Consider the following 15544-nt stretch of genomic DNA (forward strand, 5'->3'; position numbering starts at 1 on the left):
GCCGAGCCGCCGTCTGGGCGTGCGCCCGCCGCGACGACCGGACCGCGTTCGCCGACCCGCAGCAGCGCCGCGGCCGGGGCATCGACATCGAGGGACGCGCGCACAGGGACCGTCAGCTGGTCCGTCCAGGCGAGGAGATCAGGGCCGCCGACGTCCGCGAGGGCGAGGGCGCCCACGGCGTGCGTCGTCCGACCCGCCATGCCATGCGCCGCGAGGAGCGCGACGGTCGTGGGTCCGTCGTCGCCGGTCGCGATGACGACCGTTCCTGCCGCCGTCGGCACGGGGTCGCTGCCGGGAACGACGAGCACGACGTCGGGGTGGTCGTCCGCGCCGACCAGCGCGATCCCGTGGCTCTCCAGATGGGACCGGTGTGCCGGCGGGAGGTCGCCGGTTGCGTGCAGGGTGGGAAAGAGGCTCATGGCGCGTATCTCACTATCCGGACGGCAGCGTTACCGCACGGTACGGTCTGGCGGCTGTGCGGTCAACGCCTCGCCCGAGGCGTCAGGAGACCTCGTACGACGCCCCGAACAGCAGAGTCAGCGCGACCAGGAGACCGGCGGAGCCCACGACCAGGACCCATCGCAGCCACGGTCGACGCAGCTGGGCGAGCAAGTCACCAGCGGCGGCCACCACGGGAAACGCGGCCAGGACGTAGCGTCCCGTGCCCATGAAGTCGTCCGTGCCCACGATCGGGATGGCGAGCACGACCGCCGCGAACGCGAGGTACCCCCAGCCGAACAGCCTCCACACCCGCGGCAGGAGCAGGACCGCGACGACGCACGCGACCGCCTGCACGGTCAGGAGCAGGCCGGTCTGCCAGTGGCCGGAGGTGAACGTCTCGACGTACGCGAGCTTGAACCACGTGTGCGGGCCGACTCCCTGGTCCCAGCCGGGCGCACTCTCGACGTGCACGAAGGCCAGCGGGTCCCCGAACCGGCTCCAGAGGTACCAGCACCACAGGCCGAGCCCGACGACGCAGACGAGGACGCCGGTGTGCCGCAGTCGGACGTCGCGCACCGAACGGACCACCTCGCGCAGGGGCGCCGGGCGGCCCGGGGTGCCGGCGCGGTCCGTCGCCAACAGCTCGAGGGCGCGGACCACCAGACCGACCGCGACAGCGATCCCGACGGGACGCCCAGCCGTAGCCAGAGCGCCAACGAGCCCCGCCGCGAGGTACCAGCGACGCTCGAGCAGCAGGAACGCGCCGATGCTGCAGAGGACGAACAGCGCGTCGGCGTACACGGCGCCGTACAGGAAGAACGCGTACGGGTACACCAGGAGCGCCAGCACCGCGAACGACGCCGACCGCTGCGGGAGCCGCTGCGAGACCCACCAGGCGAAGAGGACGGCGACGCCCAGACCGGCCGCGACCGTGATGAGCCACCCCGCGAGCTGGTCGTCCCCCAGCAGGTTGCCCAGCCCGCGGATCCCCAGCGGGTATACCGGGAAGAACGCGACGGACGACTGCTCCCCGGGCGTGTAGAAGTACCCCTGACCCGCGATCCGCAGGTACCAGCCGGCGTCGTAGTGGAACCAGCCGTCCAGCCACGACGGCCCCTGCAGGACCGGGTTCACGTCGGGTGCGTGCCGCCAGCGCCCCGCGAACGCGACGACCGCGGTGAGAAGCGCCGCCACGGCCAGGTAGCCGGCGACCACCCTCGCCCAGAGCGCGCTCACGACGACCGTGCGACGAGCAGGTGGTGCGGGTGGACCCGACCCTTGTCCAGTCGCCTGACGCGGACGCGCAGACCGAGCCCGACGAGCCAGCCCCCCATGGTGCGCGGGTCCACGAAGTCGAAGTCCGACCCCTCGGTGATGCGCAGCACCTTGACCGAGAGCGTCTCCTGGACCGTGTTCCACCGGACCTTCCACCGAGGGTGCGTACCCATCTCCTTGACCACCACACATCCTCCGGGGGCGAGGTGCGTGACGGCCTCGGTCAGCAGCCGACGCTGCTCGTCGGCGGGCAGCAGGTACAGGACGTCGACGAACACGATGGCGTCCCAGGGGCCCTCAGGCACCGCGCCGTCCGGTGCGACCCGGAACTGCAGGCGGTCGAGCTCCCGGGCGGCGGCCGTCGCGGCGCCGATCTTGTCGGCATCGATGTCGACGCCGAGCACGTCCCGGCCCGGCGCGTCCAGCGCGGCGTACGCGCTGAACAACCCGTGGCCACAGCCGATCTCGAGGATTCGGCCGGTCTGCGGCAGGACGTCGACCACCCGCCGGAACGGCGCGCTCCACCAGCGGATCGTCACGTGCGCGCGCACCGCGGCCGGTGCGTCCCGGTAGAGCGCGAGCGCTCGTCGGCCGGGCCCGTCAGGTCGGCGGGCGTCGGTCACGCTGCCTCACCTACCAGCTCTCGGAAGCCACCGAGCCGGTAGCCGGCGAGGTCCACGGCACGGCGCGCTGCCGGGTCGACGAGCATCGCCAGCTCCTCGGCCCACCGGTACCCCCACGCGAACCGCCGGAGGTCGGGGTCGTTCGCCGAACCCGGGTGGCAGTTGATCTCCAACGACGGGGCGCCGGCCTGCGCACGCTGCTGGATCGTGCGAGCGAACCGAGCGGCGTCCAGGCCTCCCGCCTCGTCGAGGCCTGCGTAGTCGGCCGTCGCCGACCGGCCGGCACGCCGGATCTGCGTCCGGGTCCGGCGTGCGAGGGTGCGCACCCCGAGCCCCGTGACGCTGTGCGCATGGCTCGCAGGCAGCCGGACCGACGCGATGTCGTGCGCGGTGGCGAGCTCGGTGACCACCGCACCGACGGTCGGCCACAGGTGCGTGTGCTGGTGGGTGTCCACGTGGGTCACCGGGACCCCCACGTCCAGTACGCGCTCGAGCTGCGCGCCGAGCTCGCGGCGGACGTCGTCGGGGTCGATGCGGCCGGCGAGGCCGCGCCGAACGACCGTCCGGTAGCTGAGCGGGAACGCACCGCGCGAGTCGACGAGGCTCGGCACCTCCCGGGCCGTCAGCAGCGGCGGGTCCTCGCCGACGAGTGCCAGGTGCGCGCCGAGCTCCAGGTGCGGAAGCTCGCGGACGACACGTGCCGCGTCCTCGAACGCCGCACCGACGGCGAGGAGCGACGTCGCCGTCACGATCCCGGACTCGTGGGCCTGCCGCACCGCGTCGTTGACCCCACGGGTCAGACCGAGGTCGTCGGCGGTCACCACCAGAAGTCGGCTCACGGCTGGTGCCCGGCGCCCGCGACCGGCACCACGTCCCGCAGCTCACGGCGCAGGTGGACGAGCTCGACCAGCATCGCCTTGATGACCCCCGGCGAGGAGAGCGTCGACACGCCTCGCGTCCGCGGGAAGTAGTCGACGCCGATCTGCAGGATCTGGAAGCCCGAGCGCTGTGCGCGGATGACGAGCTCGGCGTCGATGAACGAGCTCTCGCTCTTGAGCGTCACGTGGTCCAGGACGCGTCGTCGGCAGAGCTTGAACGCGAAGTTGATATCCCTGAGCCGGGTGCGGAACATGATCTGGACCAACCAGTTGTAGAGGAACGAGTAGACAGCCCGGCGTGGCCCCTCCCCGGTCCTGTCGAGCCGGTACGCGCTGACCACGTCGACCTCGTACATGCACAGCACGCGCAGCGCGCGAACGAGCTCCTCCATCTCGAAGGGCAGGTCCGCGTCCGTGTAGAGGACGACGTCACCGGTGGCCGCCGCGAACCCGCTCTTGATCGAACCGCCGAGCTTGCGGTTGCGAGCGTGGTGCACGACCTTGACGTGCGGGTCCCCTTGCGCGATCGCGTCGGCCAGCGCGCCGGTCGAGTCGGTCGAGGCGTCGTCGACCACGATGATCTCGTAGTCGAGAACGCGGTCGTCCGCCACCAGCCCCTCGCACACGGTGCGGGCGGCGTTGACGGCACGCTCGATGTACTGCTCCTCGTTCCACATGGGAAAGAAGATCGACAGCTTCTCGAACGGCTTTGCGATGCTGGTCAAAAGGGGCCCCCGCCGGGAAGTGCGCGCCGGCCGCACGCAGACTCTGGACTCGAGTTCGTCCGCGTGGAGCATAGGGTTTCCGGGCCGGGCTCGATGCGTCGTCCACGCCGAACGGCACTCGACACGGGGAGATGTAGTGGGTCTGGCTCTGCTGTGCGTCGCCGGGGCGGCACTGTGCTCCGGGGGCGCGATCGTCGTCCAGGCGCTCGCAATGCGACGCATGCCCGTCGACTCGAGGCTGGACGTCGCCCTCGTCGGAGGTCTCGCCCGGAACAGGACCTACCTCGCGGCGCTCGTGCTCGTCGCGAGCGGGTTCATCCTGTCCTTCCTCGCGCTGCAGACCCTGCCTCTCTTCGTGGTGCAGGCCGGGCGCGCGTCGAGCCTCGCGGTCGCCGCCATCCTGTCGGTGCTCGTGCTGGGCGCGCGTCTGCGATGGACGGACTGGCTGGGGCTCAGCGGCCTCGCCGTCGGACTGGTCCTGCTCGCGTCGTCGGTGGACCCTCGCCCGGCCGTGCCGGTGTCGACCAGCACGCTCTGGTGGGTCCTGGCACTCACGATCGCCGTGCTCGCCACGACAGCACTCGTCGCCCTCGGCCCACCGACGCCGGTGCGCGGGCTCGTCCTCGCGGTCCTGGCAGGTCTGTCCTTCGGCGTCCTCGCGCTCGGCGCACGCACCGCGACCAGCTGGACACCCGTGGACCTGGTGACCAACCCGGTCATCTGGTGCGCAGGCGCGTGCGGTGCCCTCGGGCTCGCCGCCTCGGCGATTGCCCTGCGCAGGGCGCCGGTCGTCCCGGTGACCGCCCTGATGGTCGGCACGGAGACCGTCACGGGTGCCGCGCTGGGGTTGCTCTTCGCAGGCGACCGCACCGCGGAAGGCACGGGTGGTGCAGCGGCCGCCGGCTTCGCGCTGGTCCTGGCGGGTGCCCTGGTCGTCGCGCGCTTCGGGGCGTCGGAGGGTGACCGCTAGATCGCCGGAGGACCTGACTGCCACGCCGCCCAGGCGCTCTCGAGGATCGCGCGGAGGTCGGCCCGTGCACTCCATCGAACGTCCTGCGCGATCCGATCCACAGCCGCTACCACGCGCGCGGGGTCGCCCACCCGTCGAGCCACGACCTCCGGTGTGGTGTCGAGCCCGCAGACCTCGCCCAGCACGGCGAGCACCTCGAGCACGGACACGCCCGTGCCGCGCCCCACGTTGAGGGCCTCCCCGACCGGCCCACCGGCCGCGAGGTGGTCGAGCGTCGCCACGTGGGCCTCGGCGAGATCCACCACGTGCACGTAGTCGCGGATGCAGCTGCCGTCGTCCGTCGGGTAGTCCGTTCCGTAGACCTGCGGCCGCAGGCCGCGGGTGATCCGGTCCAGCACGATCGTCACCAGGTTCGCCACCACGGTGTCACCGAGCTCCGGAGCTCCGGCCCCCGCCACGTTGAAGTAGCGCAGCGCCACGCCGCGCACGCCGTGGGCGCGCGCCGCGTCGCGCAAGAGCCACTCGCCGGCCAGCTTGGTCCGTCCGTAGGGGCTCAGCGGCTCGAGTGCCGCGTCCTCCGCCACGAGGTCCTCCGACACGCTGCCGTAGACGGCTGCGGACGACGAGTAGACGATCGATCCGACGGACGCGCGCTCCATGGCGCCCAGCACGTGCGCGAGGCCGCCGACGTTCTGACCGCAGTACCACAGCGGTCGCTCGACGGACTCGCCAACCTGCTTGCGCGCCGCGAGGTGGATCACTGAGGTGACGCCATGCTCATGCATGGCCTGCGCGAGCGGTTCCCGGCTCGCCGCCTCCGCGAGATCGAGAGGCACCAGCGGAACACCCGGGACGCGTCTGGCGTCGCCCGTGCTCAGGTCGTCGACGATGACGACCTCATGCCCAGCCGACTGCAACGTGCGCACGACGTGCGACCCGATGTAGCCGGCTCCCCCTGTCACGAGCACCGCCACGCCCGCAGACTAGCGCGCGCGGGACGTGCCACCAGACCGGACGTCCGACCTGGTGACGCGCACCTCGGCGGCCGCAGGGGGCACCGTCGGCGCGCGCGTCGACAGCGACTCCCCCACACTGATCCGATGCGAACCGTGGGTGTCGAGGAGGAGTTTCTGCTGGTCACCCCCGGCGGGCGGCCGTACGCCGTCGCCACCGCGGTCCTGCGCCACGCGGCCGACGAGCCGTCCGATGCGCTTCCCGGCGGGGACGTCGAGAAGGAGTTCAAGCAGGAGCAGATCGAGACGTCGACCCACCCGTGCACCGACCTCGCGGAGCTCGTCGAGCAGATCCGTGCCGGTCGCTCGCGGACCGACGCGCTCGCTCGACGTGCGGGCGCACGGGTCGCTGCCCTCGCTACCGCCCCGCAGGTCGTCGAGTCGACGGTGCTCCCCGACCGGCGTGCGCACGCGATCCGGGCCGAGTTCGGCCAGATCGCCCGCGACCAGCTCACCTGCGGGTGCCACGTGCACGTCGAGGTGGCCGACGACGACGAGGGCGTCCAGATCCTCGACCGCCTGCGCTCCTGGACCGCGATCCTCCTCGCGCTCTCCGGGAACAGCCCGTCCTGGCAAGGAGGGCACACCGGGTACGCGAGCTACCGGTCACAGGTCTGGGGTCGCTGGCCCACGGCCGGTCCCACGGCCGAGTTCGGTGACGCGGAAGGCTACCGGCGCCTGATCAAGGACCTGCTCCGCTCGGGCACGATCCTGGACGAGGGGATGGTCTACTTCGACGCCCGGCTCTCGTCGCGCTACCCGACGGTCGAGGTCCGGGTCGCGGACGTGTGCCTGGACGTGGGAGACGCAGCGCTGCAGGCGGCGCTGGTGCGCGCACTCGCGGACACGACGACCTCGCCGGTCGACCCACCACGGACCGAGCTGCTGCGCGCGGCCGGCTGGCGAGCCGCGCGCTCCGGCCTGACGGGCGACCTGGTCGACCCGCTGTCCGGGAACCCCGTCCCGGCGGCGGACGCGGTCGGGACCCTCGTCGAGCACGTGCGGCCCGCGCTCGTCGCGAACGGCGACCTCGACTTCGTGGAGCAGCAGGTCAACACGCTGCTCCGGCGCGGCAACGGTGCGATCCAGCAGCTGGGTTGGCGGGCCGAGGGAGCCGACGACGACGAGGTCGTCCGTCGCGCGGTCGACCGGACCCACCTCTAGGCCCCCAACCAGATCGGCGGCACGCCCGCAACTTCGGCGGGTGTGGCGAAGTCCACCCGCGCACCCGCTGTGCACCGCGAGCCAGATCCGCGACGGGCTGGCACTGTGGAGCGCATGCAGATGTGGCCGGGACGCCCCTACCCCCTGGGCGCCACGTACGACGGGACCGGGACGAACTTCGCGCTGTTCTCCGAGGTCGCCGAACGGGTCGAGCTGTGCCTGATCGCACCAGACGGCACCGAGACGCGCGGAGACCTCACGGAGGTCGACGCGTTCGTCTGGCACGGGTACCTGCCGGCGATCTCCCCCGGTCAGCGCTACGGCTTCCGTGTGCACGGACCGAACGACCCCGCCAACGGGGCCAGGTGCAACCCGAACAAGCTCCTGCTCGACCCGTACGCCAAGGCGATCGACGGGCAGATCGACGGCGACCCGTCGCTGTACTCGTACCAGTTCGACGCACCGGACGAGCCCAACGACGACGACTCCGCCGCGCACACGATGACCTCGGTCGTGATCAGCCCCTACTTCGACTGGGGGAACGACCGCCCGCCCCAGCACGAGTACCACGAGTCCGTGATCTACGAGACGCACGTGCGCGGGCTGACCATGCAGCACCCAGCGGTACCGGAGGAGCTGCGCGGCACCTACTCGGGCCTCGCGCACCCCGCCGTGATCGAGCACCTGACGTCCCTCGGCGTGACCGCAGTCGAGCTCATGCCGGTGCACCAGTTCGTCAACGACCCCTCGCTCGTCGAGAAGGGTCTGTCCAACTACTGGGGCTACAACACGATCGGCTTCTTCGCGCCGCACAACGGCTACTCGGCGTTCCCGCAGGCCGGGCAGCAGGTGCAGGAGTTCAAGGCGATGGTCAAGGCCCTGCACCAGGCCGACATCGAGGTGATCCTCGACGTCGTCTACAACCACACCGCGGAGGGCAACCACCTCGGTCCGACGCTGAGCTTCCGCGGCCTCGACAACGCCAACTACTACCGGCTCGTCGACGACGACCCGGCCCACTACTTCGACACGACCGGCACCGGGAACTCGCTGCTCATGCGGTCGCCGCACGTGCTGCAGCTGATCATGGACTCGCTGCGGTACTGGGTCACCGAGATGCATGTCGACGGCTTCCGGTTCGACCTGGCGGCCACCCTGGCCCGGCAGTTCCACGAGGTCGACCGCCTCTCAGCCTTCTTCGACCTGGTGCACCAGGATCCCGTGGTGTCGCAGGTGAAGCTCATCGCCGAGCCGTGGGACATCGGGGAGGGCGGCTACCAGGTGGGAGGCTTCCCGCCGTTGTGGTCGGAGTGGAACGGCAAGTACCGGGACACGGTGCGGGACTTCTGGCGCGGTGAGCCGTCGACCCTCGGGGAGTTCGCCAGCCGGCTGTCCGGCTCGTCGGACCTGTACGAGCACACGGGCCGGCGCCCGATCGCGAGCGTCAACTTCGTCACCGCCCACGACGGCTTCACCCTGAACGACCTCGTCTCCTACAACGAGAAGCACAACGAGGCGAACGGCGAGGACAACAACGACGGCGAGAGCCACAACCGGTCCTGGAACTGCGGGGTCGAGGGCCCGACGAAGAAGAAGGACGTGCTCGCGCTGCGGGCGCGGCAGCGACGGAACTTCCTGGTCACGCTGCTGCTGTCCCAGGGCATCCCGATGCTCGCCCACGGTGACGAGCTCGGCCGCTCGCAGCAGGGCAACAACAACGTCTACTGCCAGGACGGCCCGATCTCGTGGATCGACTGGGACCTGGACGACGACCAGAACGCCCTGCTGGAGTTCACGCGACGCGTCGTGCGCCTGCGTCAGGACCATCCCGTGTTCCGACGTCGCCGCTTCTTCGCCGGCCTGCCGGAGCGCGGCGGCGAGTCCGAGCTGCTCGACATCGCCTGGCTGTCCCCGGACGGTCAGCACATGCAGGACGAGGCGTGGGCCGCGGACCACGCGCGTGCCGTGATGGTGTTCCTCAACGGCGACGCGATCGTCGAGCCGGACCTGCGGGGGCAGGAGATCATCGACGACAGCTTCCTGGTGCTGTTCAACGGGCAGCCCGACGCGGTGACGTTCGCGCTTCCCGGCGCCGAGTACGGCACGAGCTGGACCGCGGTGCTCGACACCGACACGCAGGTCGAGGCCGGCACGACCGTCGAGCCGAAGCAGGACCTGACACTGGCGCAGAAGTCGGTCGTGGTGCTCACCCGCGCCCCGATGACCCCGGCGGCCACGTCGTCCGGCATCGGTGCGGCCGCCACAGCGTCGCGCGAGGCGGCCAGGGTGGCGAAGCGACCGCCCACGCCGGATGAGGACAAGCCCAAGCGCCGCACGACCAGGCCACGCCCCAGCGCATGACCGAGACCCGACCCACGCCCACCCGCCGGCTACCCGCGGCAGGTCGCCCGGTGCCGGTGTCGACCTACCGCGTGCAGCTCGGCCCAGACCTGACCCTGCACGACGTGGCCGACCGGGTGCCCTACCTGGCGTCGCTCGGAGTGACCCATGTCTACCTCTCGCCCATCCTGCGGGCCGCGCCCGGATCGACCCACGGGTACGACGTGGTCGCCCACGACGAGATCGAGCCCGCGCTCGGTGGGCGACCCGCCCTGGACCACCTGGCCACGGTCGCCCACGCCGCGGGGCTCGGGCTGGTCCTCGACATCGTGCCCAACCACATGGCCGTACCGACGCCCGTCTGGCACAACCGCGCGCTGTGGTCCGTCCTCTCGGAGGGCTCCGACTCCCCGTACGCCGAGTGGTTCGACGTCGACTGGTCGGCAGGCGACGGGGCCGTGCTCATGCCCGTGCTGGGTGACCGGATCGGCGCCGTCCTCGGCCGCGACGAGCTCCAGCTCGCCGAGGTCGAGGTTCCCGGCGAGGGCCTGCGGACGGTCCTTCGCTACTACGACCACGTGTTCCCCGTCCGGCCGGGCACCGAGAACCTCTCCCTCGCCGAGCTGGTCGAGCGCCAGCACTACCGCCTCGCGTACTGGCGGGTGGCGGACGAGGAGCTCAACTACCGGCGGTTCTTCGACGTCGGCACCCTGCTGGCCGTCCGGGTCGAGCACCCCGACGTGTTCGACGCGACGCACCGGCTCGTCCTGGAGCTGCTCGCCGACGGCGTGATCGACGGCCTCCGGATCGACCATCCCGACGGCCTGGCGGACCCGGCGGGCTACCTCGCGCGGTTGCGCGACGCGTCGGGCGGGGCGTGGGTGGTCGTCGAGAAGATCCTCGAGGGTGACGAGACCCTGCCGGCCGACTGGGACACCGCAGGCACCACGGGCTACGAGGCCCTCTGGAGGATCCAGCAGACGTTCGTGGACCCCGGCGGTGCAGCCGTGCTGGATGCCGTCATGCACCGCATCACGGGCGACACCTCGGACGCCTTCCCCGGGATCGCCGAGGACGCCAAACGCGAGATCGTGGACGGACCGCTGTATGCCGAGGTGAACCGCCTGACCTCGCTGGCCGCAGGGATCTGCCACGACGACCTCCGCCTGCGCGACCACACCTGGCGCGCGGTCGAGGACTGCCTCACCGAGCTCGTCGTGGCGTTCGACCGCTACCGGGCCTACGTGGTCCCAGGCGAGCCCGTGCACCCTGAGTCGCTCGACGTCCTCCAGACGGCCGCTGAGCACGCCCGCCGAAGGCTGCCACCCGAGCGAGCCGCCACCATGGACGTCGTCGTCGACCTGCTCCTCGGGCGTGAGGTGGGCAGCGCGGGACAGACACGCACCCCACGGCGTGAAGAGCTCATCGTCCGCTTCCAGCAGACCTGCGGCGCGGTCATGGCCAAGGGCGTGGAGGACACCGCGTTCTACCGTTGGACGCAGCTCGTGAGCCTGTGCGAGGTGGGTGGGGCGCCCGAGCAGTTCGCCCTCACACCCACCGACCTGTCGGCCTGGGCGTCCCGGATGCAGGTGTCGTCTCCGCTCGGCATGACGACGCTGTCCACGCACGACACCAAGCGCGGTGAGGACACCCGGTCGAGGCTCGGGGTGCTCAGCGAGCTGCCCCGGGAGTGGTCATTGCTCGTCGACCGGCTCAGGGCGGCCACCGCGCCGTACCGCAGCGCGCTGCTCGACGGCCGGACCGAGTACCTCCTGTGGCAGACGCTCGCGGGCACCTGGACGGAGCGCGGCCCGATCAGCGAGGACCGTCTGGTGCAGTACCTGACCAAGGCGGTGCGCGAGGCCAAGTCACGCACCACGTGGATCGCGCCCGACGATCCGTACGAGCAGGCGGTGCTGGGGGCGGCGCGCCAGGCGCTCGTCGACCCGCAGGTGATCGCGCTGTTCAGCGAGTGGGAGATCCGGACTCGTCCGGCCGTGCGGGCCGCGACCCTCGGCACCAAGCTGGTCCAGCTCACGCTGCCCGGCGTCGCCGACGTCTACCAGGGCACCGAGGTCCCCGACCCCGTCCTCGTGGACCCCGACAACCGCCGGTTCGTGGATGTCGCACCGCTGGCCGCGCGGCTGGTCCGGCTCGACGACGGCGCCGGTCCGCGCGACCTTGCCGACGAGAAGCTGCTCGTGACCTCCCGGGCGCTGCGTCTGCGGAACGACCTGCCGGAGGCCTTCGTCGGGCCGTCGGCCGGGTTCCTGCCCCTGGCTCACTCCTCGGGCCACTCGCTGACCTACGCCCGGACCGTCGACGGCGAGCCGCAGGTCGCCGTGGTCGCGACACGCCTGGCGGCGGCCGTCGACAGGCTCGGTGGCTGGGCCGACCACACCGTCGCACTGCCGGGCGCGGACTGGTTCGACGTGCTGACCGAGCGTCCGGTGAGCGGTGGCGTGGTCGACGTCGCCGACGTCCTGGACCGGTTGCCCGTCGCTCTGCTCGTGCGGGCCGCGGTCTGATGCGCCCTCGTGCCTGGGCGCCGTCGGCTCAGCGGGTGGACCTGGTGCTCGGTTCAGCCCGCATCCCGATGACGTCCGGCACGGGCGGCTGGTGGGGCACCGACCTCGACCTGGAGGACGGGACCGACTACGCGTTCGCCGTCGACGCGGGTGACCCGCGCCCCGACCCGCGGTCCCGCTGGCAGCCGCAGGGTGTCCACGGTCCGAGCCGGGCCTTCGACACGGCGGAGTTCAACTGGACCGACGCGGGATGGCCGGGGGTGGACGTGCGCGGGCGCGTGACCTACGAGCTGCATATCGGCACCTTCACGTCCGAGGGCACGCTGGATGCCGCGGTCGAGCACCTCGACGACCTGGTGTCGCTCGGCGTCGACCTGGTCGAGGTCATGCCGGTCGCCCCGTTCAACGGTGTCCGCGGCTGGGGCTACGACGGCGTCGCTGCCTACGCCGTGCACGATCCCTACGGCGGTCCGGCGGCGCTCCAGCGGTTCGTCGACGCCGCGCACTTCCGCGGTCTGGGCGTCTGCCTGGACGTCGTCTACAACCACCTCGGCCCGTCCGGCAACTACCTCGCGGAGTTCGGGCCGTACTTCACCGACGAGCACGAGACGCCGTGGGGCGCCGCGGTCAACCTCGCAGAACCCGAGGTACGGCGGTGGGTGATCGACAGCGCCCTCCAGTGGTTCCGTGACTTCCGCATGGACGCCCTGCGCCTGGACGCGGTGCACGCCCTGATCGACGACTCCCCCGTGCACGTGCTGTCCGAGCTGTCCGACGAGGTCGCTGCACTGTCACAGACCCTGGGCCGGCCCCTGTCGCTGGTGGCTGAGACGGACCTCAACGACGTCGTCTCCGTGACCCCGACCGCGTCGGGGGGTTGGGGCATGACCGCGCAGTGGGCCGACGACGTCCACCACGCCGTGCACGCCCTGGTCACCGGGGAGCGGCACGGCTACTACGTCGACTTCGGCACCCCCGAGGTGCTGCGCAAGGCGATGACCGGGGTGTTCGTGCACGACGGCACCTTCTCGACGTTCCGCGGCCGGAACTGGGGCAGACCGGTGCCTTCGTCGACCGACGGTCACCGGTTCGTCGTAGCGGCCTCGACGCACGACCAGGTGGGCAACCGAGCCCTCGGTGACCGCCCGTCAGCCCGGCTCGCCCCGGGCGCCCTGGCCGCCGAGGCGGCCCTGATCCTGCTGTCACCGTTCACGCCGATGCTGTTCATGGGCGAGGAGTGGGGCTCGCGCACACCGTGGCAGTTCTTCACCGACCACCCGGAGCCGGAGCTGGCGGCGGCGGTCCGGGAAGGTCGACGCCGCGAGTTCGGGGGGCATGGCTGGGAAGCCCTCTACGGGCGCGAGATCGAGGTCCCCGACCCTCAGGCGCTCTCGACGTTCGAGGCGTCGGTCGTGACCCGGGACGAGCTCGACCTGACCGAGCACGCCCGGCTGCAGGACTGGTACAGGACCCTGATCGCGCTGCGCCGGTCCGTCCCCGACCTCGCTACCGGTGACCTGCGAGCAACGGATCTCGTCTCCGGCGGCGCCTCCGAGGAGGCGCAGTCGGCCCCGTGGGACGGCTGGATGGTCGTGCATCGCGGAAATGCCCGCGTCGTCATCAACCTCTCCGGCGAGGAGGTGGCAGTCCCTGTGCGAACCGACCGGCCGCTCGCCCTCGTCGCCTCGTGGGACACCGCGTCGGTCGAGCACACGACCGACGGCGCTGCGCGCGTGCTCATGGCGCCGCAGTCGGTGGCCGTGCTGGCGCTCCCGGGCTGAGACCTACCGACCGCGACACACCCTGCCGAACGCGACCGCTCTCGATCACCCGGCGAGCGCCGAGCGCACCAGCGCTGAGAGCTTCTTGCCATCGGCAGCGGTGCCCACGCGAGCCGTGGCCTCCTTCATGACGCCTCCCATGTCGCGGATGCTCGTCGCCCCCACCGATGCGATCACGTCCTGGACGAGGGTCGCCAGCTCGTCGTCGGACAGCTGCGCGGGCAGGTAGCTCTCGACGGCGACGGCCTCGCGGGTCTCGACGTCGGCACGCTCGGTGGCGCCCGCGTCGGTGTAGATCTGCGCGCTCTCCCGGCGCTTCTTGACCTCCCGAGCCAGCACCTTGAGCACGTCGTCCTCGGAGAGCTCCTTGACGGCGGGACCGGCCTTCTCCTCGGCGCGGACGGCACCGATGACCTGGCGCAGGATGCTGGTGCGGTCGGTGTCCCTGGCCTTCATGGCGGTGGTCAGGTCGGCGGTCAGTCGGTCGAGGGTCTCGGAGCTCATGCCGCCATCGTGCCCGCAAGTGCCGCCTCGTGCAGAGACATCGCGCCTACAGGAGCGCAGCACCGTCCGCCGCGAGGGACCCGAGGCGCGACAGCGCCCGGTAATACTTCTTGCGGTAGCCCCCGGCGAGCATGTCCGCGGAGAACAGGTTGCGCTCCCCCGAGCCGCCGAGCAGGACGGGCACGTCCCGGTCGTACAGCCGGTCGACGAGCACGACCAGGCGTAGGGCGACGTCCTGCGTCGGCACGGGTCCCACGGCCGTCAGCCCGACGAGGCCGACGCCGTCGAGGAGCGCGCCGTACCGGGACGGGTGGACGGTCCCGAGGTGCGCGAGCAGGGTGCCGAAGTCGTCGAGGGTGGCATCCGGACGCTCCGCGACGGCCGCTCGGACGTCGGAGTCACGCAGGCCGGAGGCATCGGTGACCAGGGAGCGGTGCCGGTAGTCGTCCCCGTCGACGCGCAGCACCTCGAACCGCGCAGACAGGGCCTGGATCTCACGCATGAAGTCGTCGGCGGCGAACCGGCCCTCGCCCAGGGCGTCCGGCAACGTGTTCGACGTGGCGGCGAGCGCGACGCCGCGGTCGGCGAGCTCACGCAGGAGACGTGACATGAGCACCGTGTCACCGGGGTCGTCGAGCTCGAACTCGTCGATGCACACGAGGCGGCGGGCTGCCAGGGCGTCGACCGTGGGCAGGAACCCGAGGGCGCCGACGAGGTTCGTGTACTCGACGAAGGTCCCGTAGGCGGCGTCCCCCACCGCGCGGGCGAGCGAGGTGAGCAGGTGGGTCTTGCCGACGCCGAACCCACCGTCCAGGTAGACCGCGGGGGGTGCCGCCTTCTTGCGCCACCACGTGCCGCGGCGGCCGGTGATCTGCCCGGCAACCTGCGAGAGCCGCTCGACCGCGGCACGCTGCGACGGGTGCGCAGCGTCCGGGCGGTAGGTGTTGAACGACTCGTCGGCGAAGTGCCGCGGCGGGACCAGCTCGGCGAGCAGCCGTTCTGTCGGGACGTGTGGCCGCCGGTCGGCCAGCGAGGCGGGCGACGCGTCGACTTCTCGGGAGTCAGGCACGGGCACGAGGACGGAGCCTACGCGGGATCGCCCGAGAGGCTAATTCCGACTGGATCAGACGGCTTTTAGCGCGGACCCGTGCGCATGTCCATATGCCGGTAGCAGCATCTCAGATGTCGGAACGGCCCTCCCGCGCGGGCCCACCGTCAGTCATCCTCGGGGGGTGAACATGTCCGGGACGCTCGCCTGTCGGTGCACCTGCGCCGCCGCGGCCCTGAGCATGCGCTGCTGCT

12 protein-coding genes are annotated in these 15544 nt (G+C 71.6%); 5 read left to right on the plus strand and 7 right to left on the minus strand.

The genetic code is table 11. The features are described 5' to 3' along the window. Positions 1 to 501 precede the first annotated feature (501 nt). The 4 genes from N553_RS22190 to N553_RS22200 are packed head-to-tail and all read right to left on the minus strand — an operon-like array spanning position 502 to position 3942. Positions 502 to 1677, minus strand: a complete 1176-nt coding sequence (locus N553_RS22190; protein WP_034621743.1) for a hypothetical protein — start codon at positions 1675 to 1677, stop codon at positions 502 to 504. Beyond that, on the minus strand, positions 1674 to 2339 hold the full coding sequence (locus tag N553_RS0110270) for a bifunctional 2-polyprenyl-6-hydroxyphenol methylase/3-demethylubiquinol 3-O-methyltransferase UbiG (RefSeq protein WP_028046437.1): 666 nt from the start codon (positions 2337 to 2339) through the stop codon (positions 1674 to 1676). The genes N553_RS22190 and N553_RS0110270 overlap by 4 nt, the downstream gene beginning before the upstream one ends. Then, complete coding sequence (locus N553_RS22195; RefSeq protein ID WP_051640065.1) at positions 2336 to 3178, minus strand: carbohydrate deacetylase; 843 nt, start codon at positions 3176 to 3178, stop codon at positions 2336 to 2338. The genes N553_RS0110270 and N553_RS22195 overlap by 4 nt, the downstream gene beginning before the upstream one ends. Then, a complete protein-coding gene (locus N553_RS22200; RefSeq protein ID WP_231505238.1) occupies positions 3175 to 3942 on the minus strand; it encodes a glycosyltransferase family 2 protein in 768 nt (255 codons plus the stop codon). Before N553_RS22200 ends, N553_RS22195 begins: the two co-directional genes overlap by 4 nt. 136 nt (positions 3943 to 4078) lie before the next feature. Between N553_RS22200 and N553_RS0110285 the strand changes: the two genes are divergently transcribed. Further along, positions 4079 to 4912, plus strand: a complete 834-nt coding sequence (locus N553_RS0110285) for a hypothetical protein (RefSeq protein WP_028046438.1) — start codon at positions 4079 to 4081, stop codon at positions 4910 to 4912. Here the strand turns inward: N553_RS0110285 and galE are convergent. Next, on the minus strand, positions 4909 to 5886 hold the full coding sequence (gene galE, locus N553_RS0110290) for a UDP-glucose 4-epimerase GalE (RefSeq protein ID WP_028046439.1): 978 nt from the start codon (positions 5884 to 5886) through the stop codon (positions 4909 to 4911). The two genes, N553_RS0110285 and galE, sit on opposite strands and share 4 nt — an antisense overlap. A 126-nt stretch (positions 5887 to 6012) precedes the next feature. Between galE and N553_RS0110295 the strand changes: the two genes are divergently transcribed. The 4 genes from N553_RS0110295 to treZ all read left to right on the plus strand — a co-directional run bounded on the left by N553_RS0110295 (position 6013) and on the right by treZ (position 13738). Continuing rightward, the gene (locus N553_RS0110295) at positions 6013 to 7089 is read left to right on the plus strand and encodes a glutamate--cysteine ligase (RefSeq protein ID WP_028046440.1); all 1077 of its coding nucleotides are present in this window, start codon (positions 6013 to 6015) and stop codon (positions 7087 to 7089) included. Between the two features lie 114 nt (positions 7090 to 7203). After that, on the plus strand, positions 7204 to 9450 hold the full coding sequence (gene glgX, locus N553_RS22205) for a glycogen debranching protein GlgX (RefSeq protein ID WP_034621745.1): 2247 nt from the start codon (positions 7204 to 7206) through the stop codon (positions 9448 to 9450). Next, positions 9447 to 11957: a malto-oligosyltrehalose synthase gene (gene treY / locus N553_RS0110305; RefSeq protein ID WP_028046441.1), complete on the plus strand. Its 2511-nt coding sequence runs from the start codon at positions 9447 to 9449 to the stop codon at positions 11955 to 11957. The genes glgX and treY overlap by 4 nt, the downstream gene beginning before the upstream one ends. Further along, positions 11957 to 13738: a malto-oligosyltrehalose trehalohydrolase gene (gene treZ, locus N553_RS0110310; protein ID WP_028046442.1), complete on the plus strand. Its 1782-nt coding sequence runs from the start codon at positions 11957 to 11959 to the stop codon at positions 13736 to 13738. The genes treY and treZ overlap by 1 nt, the downstream gene beginning before the upstream one ends. 45 nt (positions 13739 to 13783) lie before the next feature. Here treZ and N553_RS0110315 read toward each other — a convergent pair whose 3' ends face one another. Together N553_RS0110315 and zapE are read right to left on the minus strand one after the other, a co-directional pair. After that, positions 13784 to 14242: a GatB/YqeY domain-containing protein gene (locus tag N553_RS0110315; RefSeq protein ID WP_028046443.1), complete on the minus strand. Its 459-nt coding sequence runs from the start codon at positions 14240 to 14242 to the stop codon at positions 13784 to 13786. A gap of 46 nt (positions 14243 to 14288) precedes the next feature. Beyond that, positions 14289 to 15317, minus strand: coding sequence for a cell division protein ZapE (gene zapE / locus N553_RS0110320; RefSeq protein WP_028046444.1), 1029 nt, complete (start codon positions 15315 to 15317; stop codon positions 14289 to 14291). Between the last annotated feature and the right edge of the window lie 227 nt (positions 15318 to 15544).

Origin of the sequence: Cellulomonas sp. URHE0023 (assembly GCF_000688475.1) — a bacterium.
Taxonomy (GTDB): Bacteria; Actinomycetota; Actinomycetes; order Actinomycetales; family Cellulomonadaceae; genus Cellulomonas.

Excerpts from the sequence above, each read along its gene's own strand:
- treZ (WP_028046442.1), top strand. The coding sequence starts at position 11,957 with ATGCGCCCTCGTGCCTGGGCGCCGTCGGCTCAGCGGGTGGACCTGGTG.
- N553_RS0110295 (WP_028046440.1), top strand. The coding sequence starts at position 6,013 with ATGCGAACCGTGGGTGTCGAGGAGGAGTTTCTGCTGGTCACCCCCGGC.
- treY (WP_028046441.1), top strand. The coding sequence starts at position 9,447 with ATGACCGAGACCCGACCCACGCCCACCCGCCGGCTACCCGCGGCAGGT.
- N553_RS0110315 (WP_028046443.1), bottom strand. The coding sequence starts at position 14,242 with ATGAGCTCCGAGACCCTCGACCGACTGACCGCCGACCTGACCACCGCC.
- glgX (WP_034621745.1), top strand. The coding sequence starts at position 7,204 with ATGCAGATGTGGCCGGGACGCCCCTACCCCCTGGGCGCCACGTACGAC.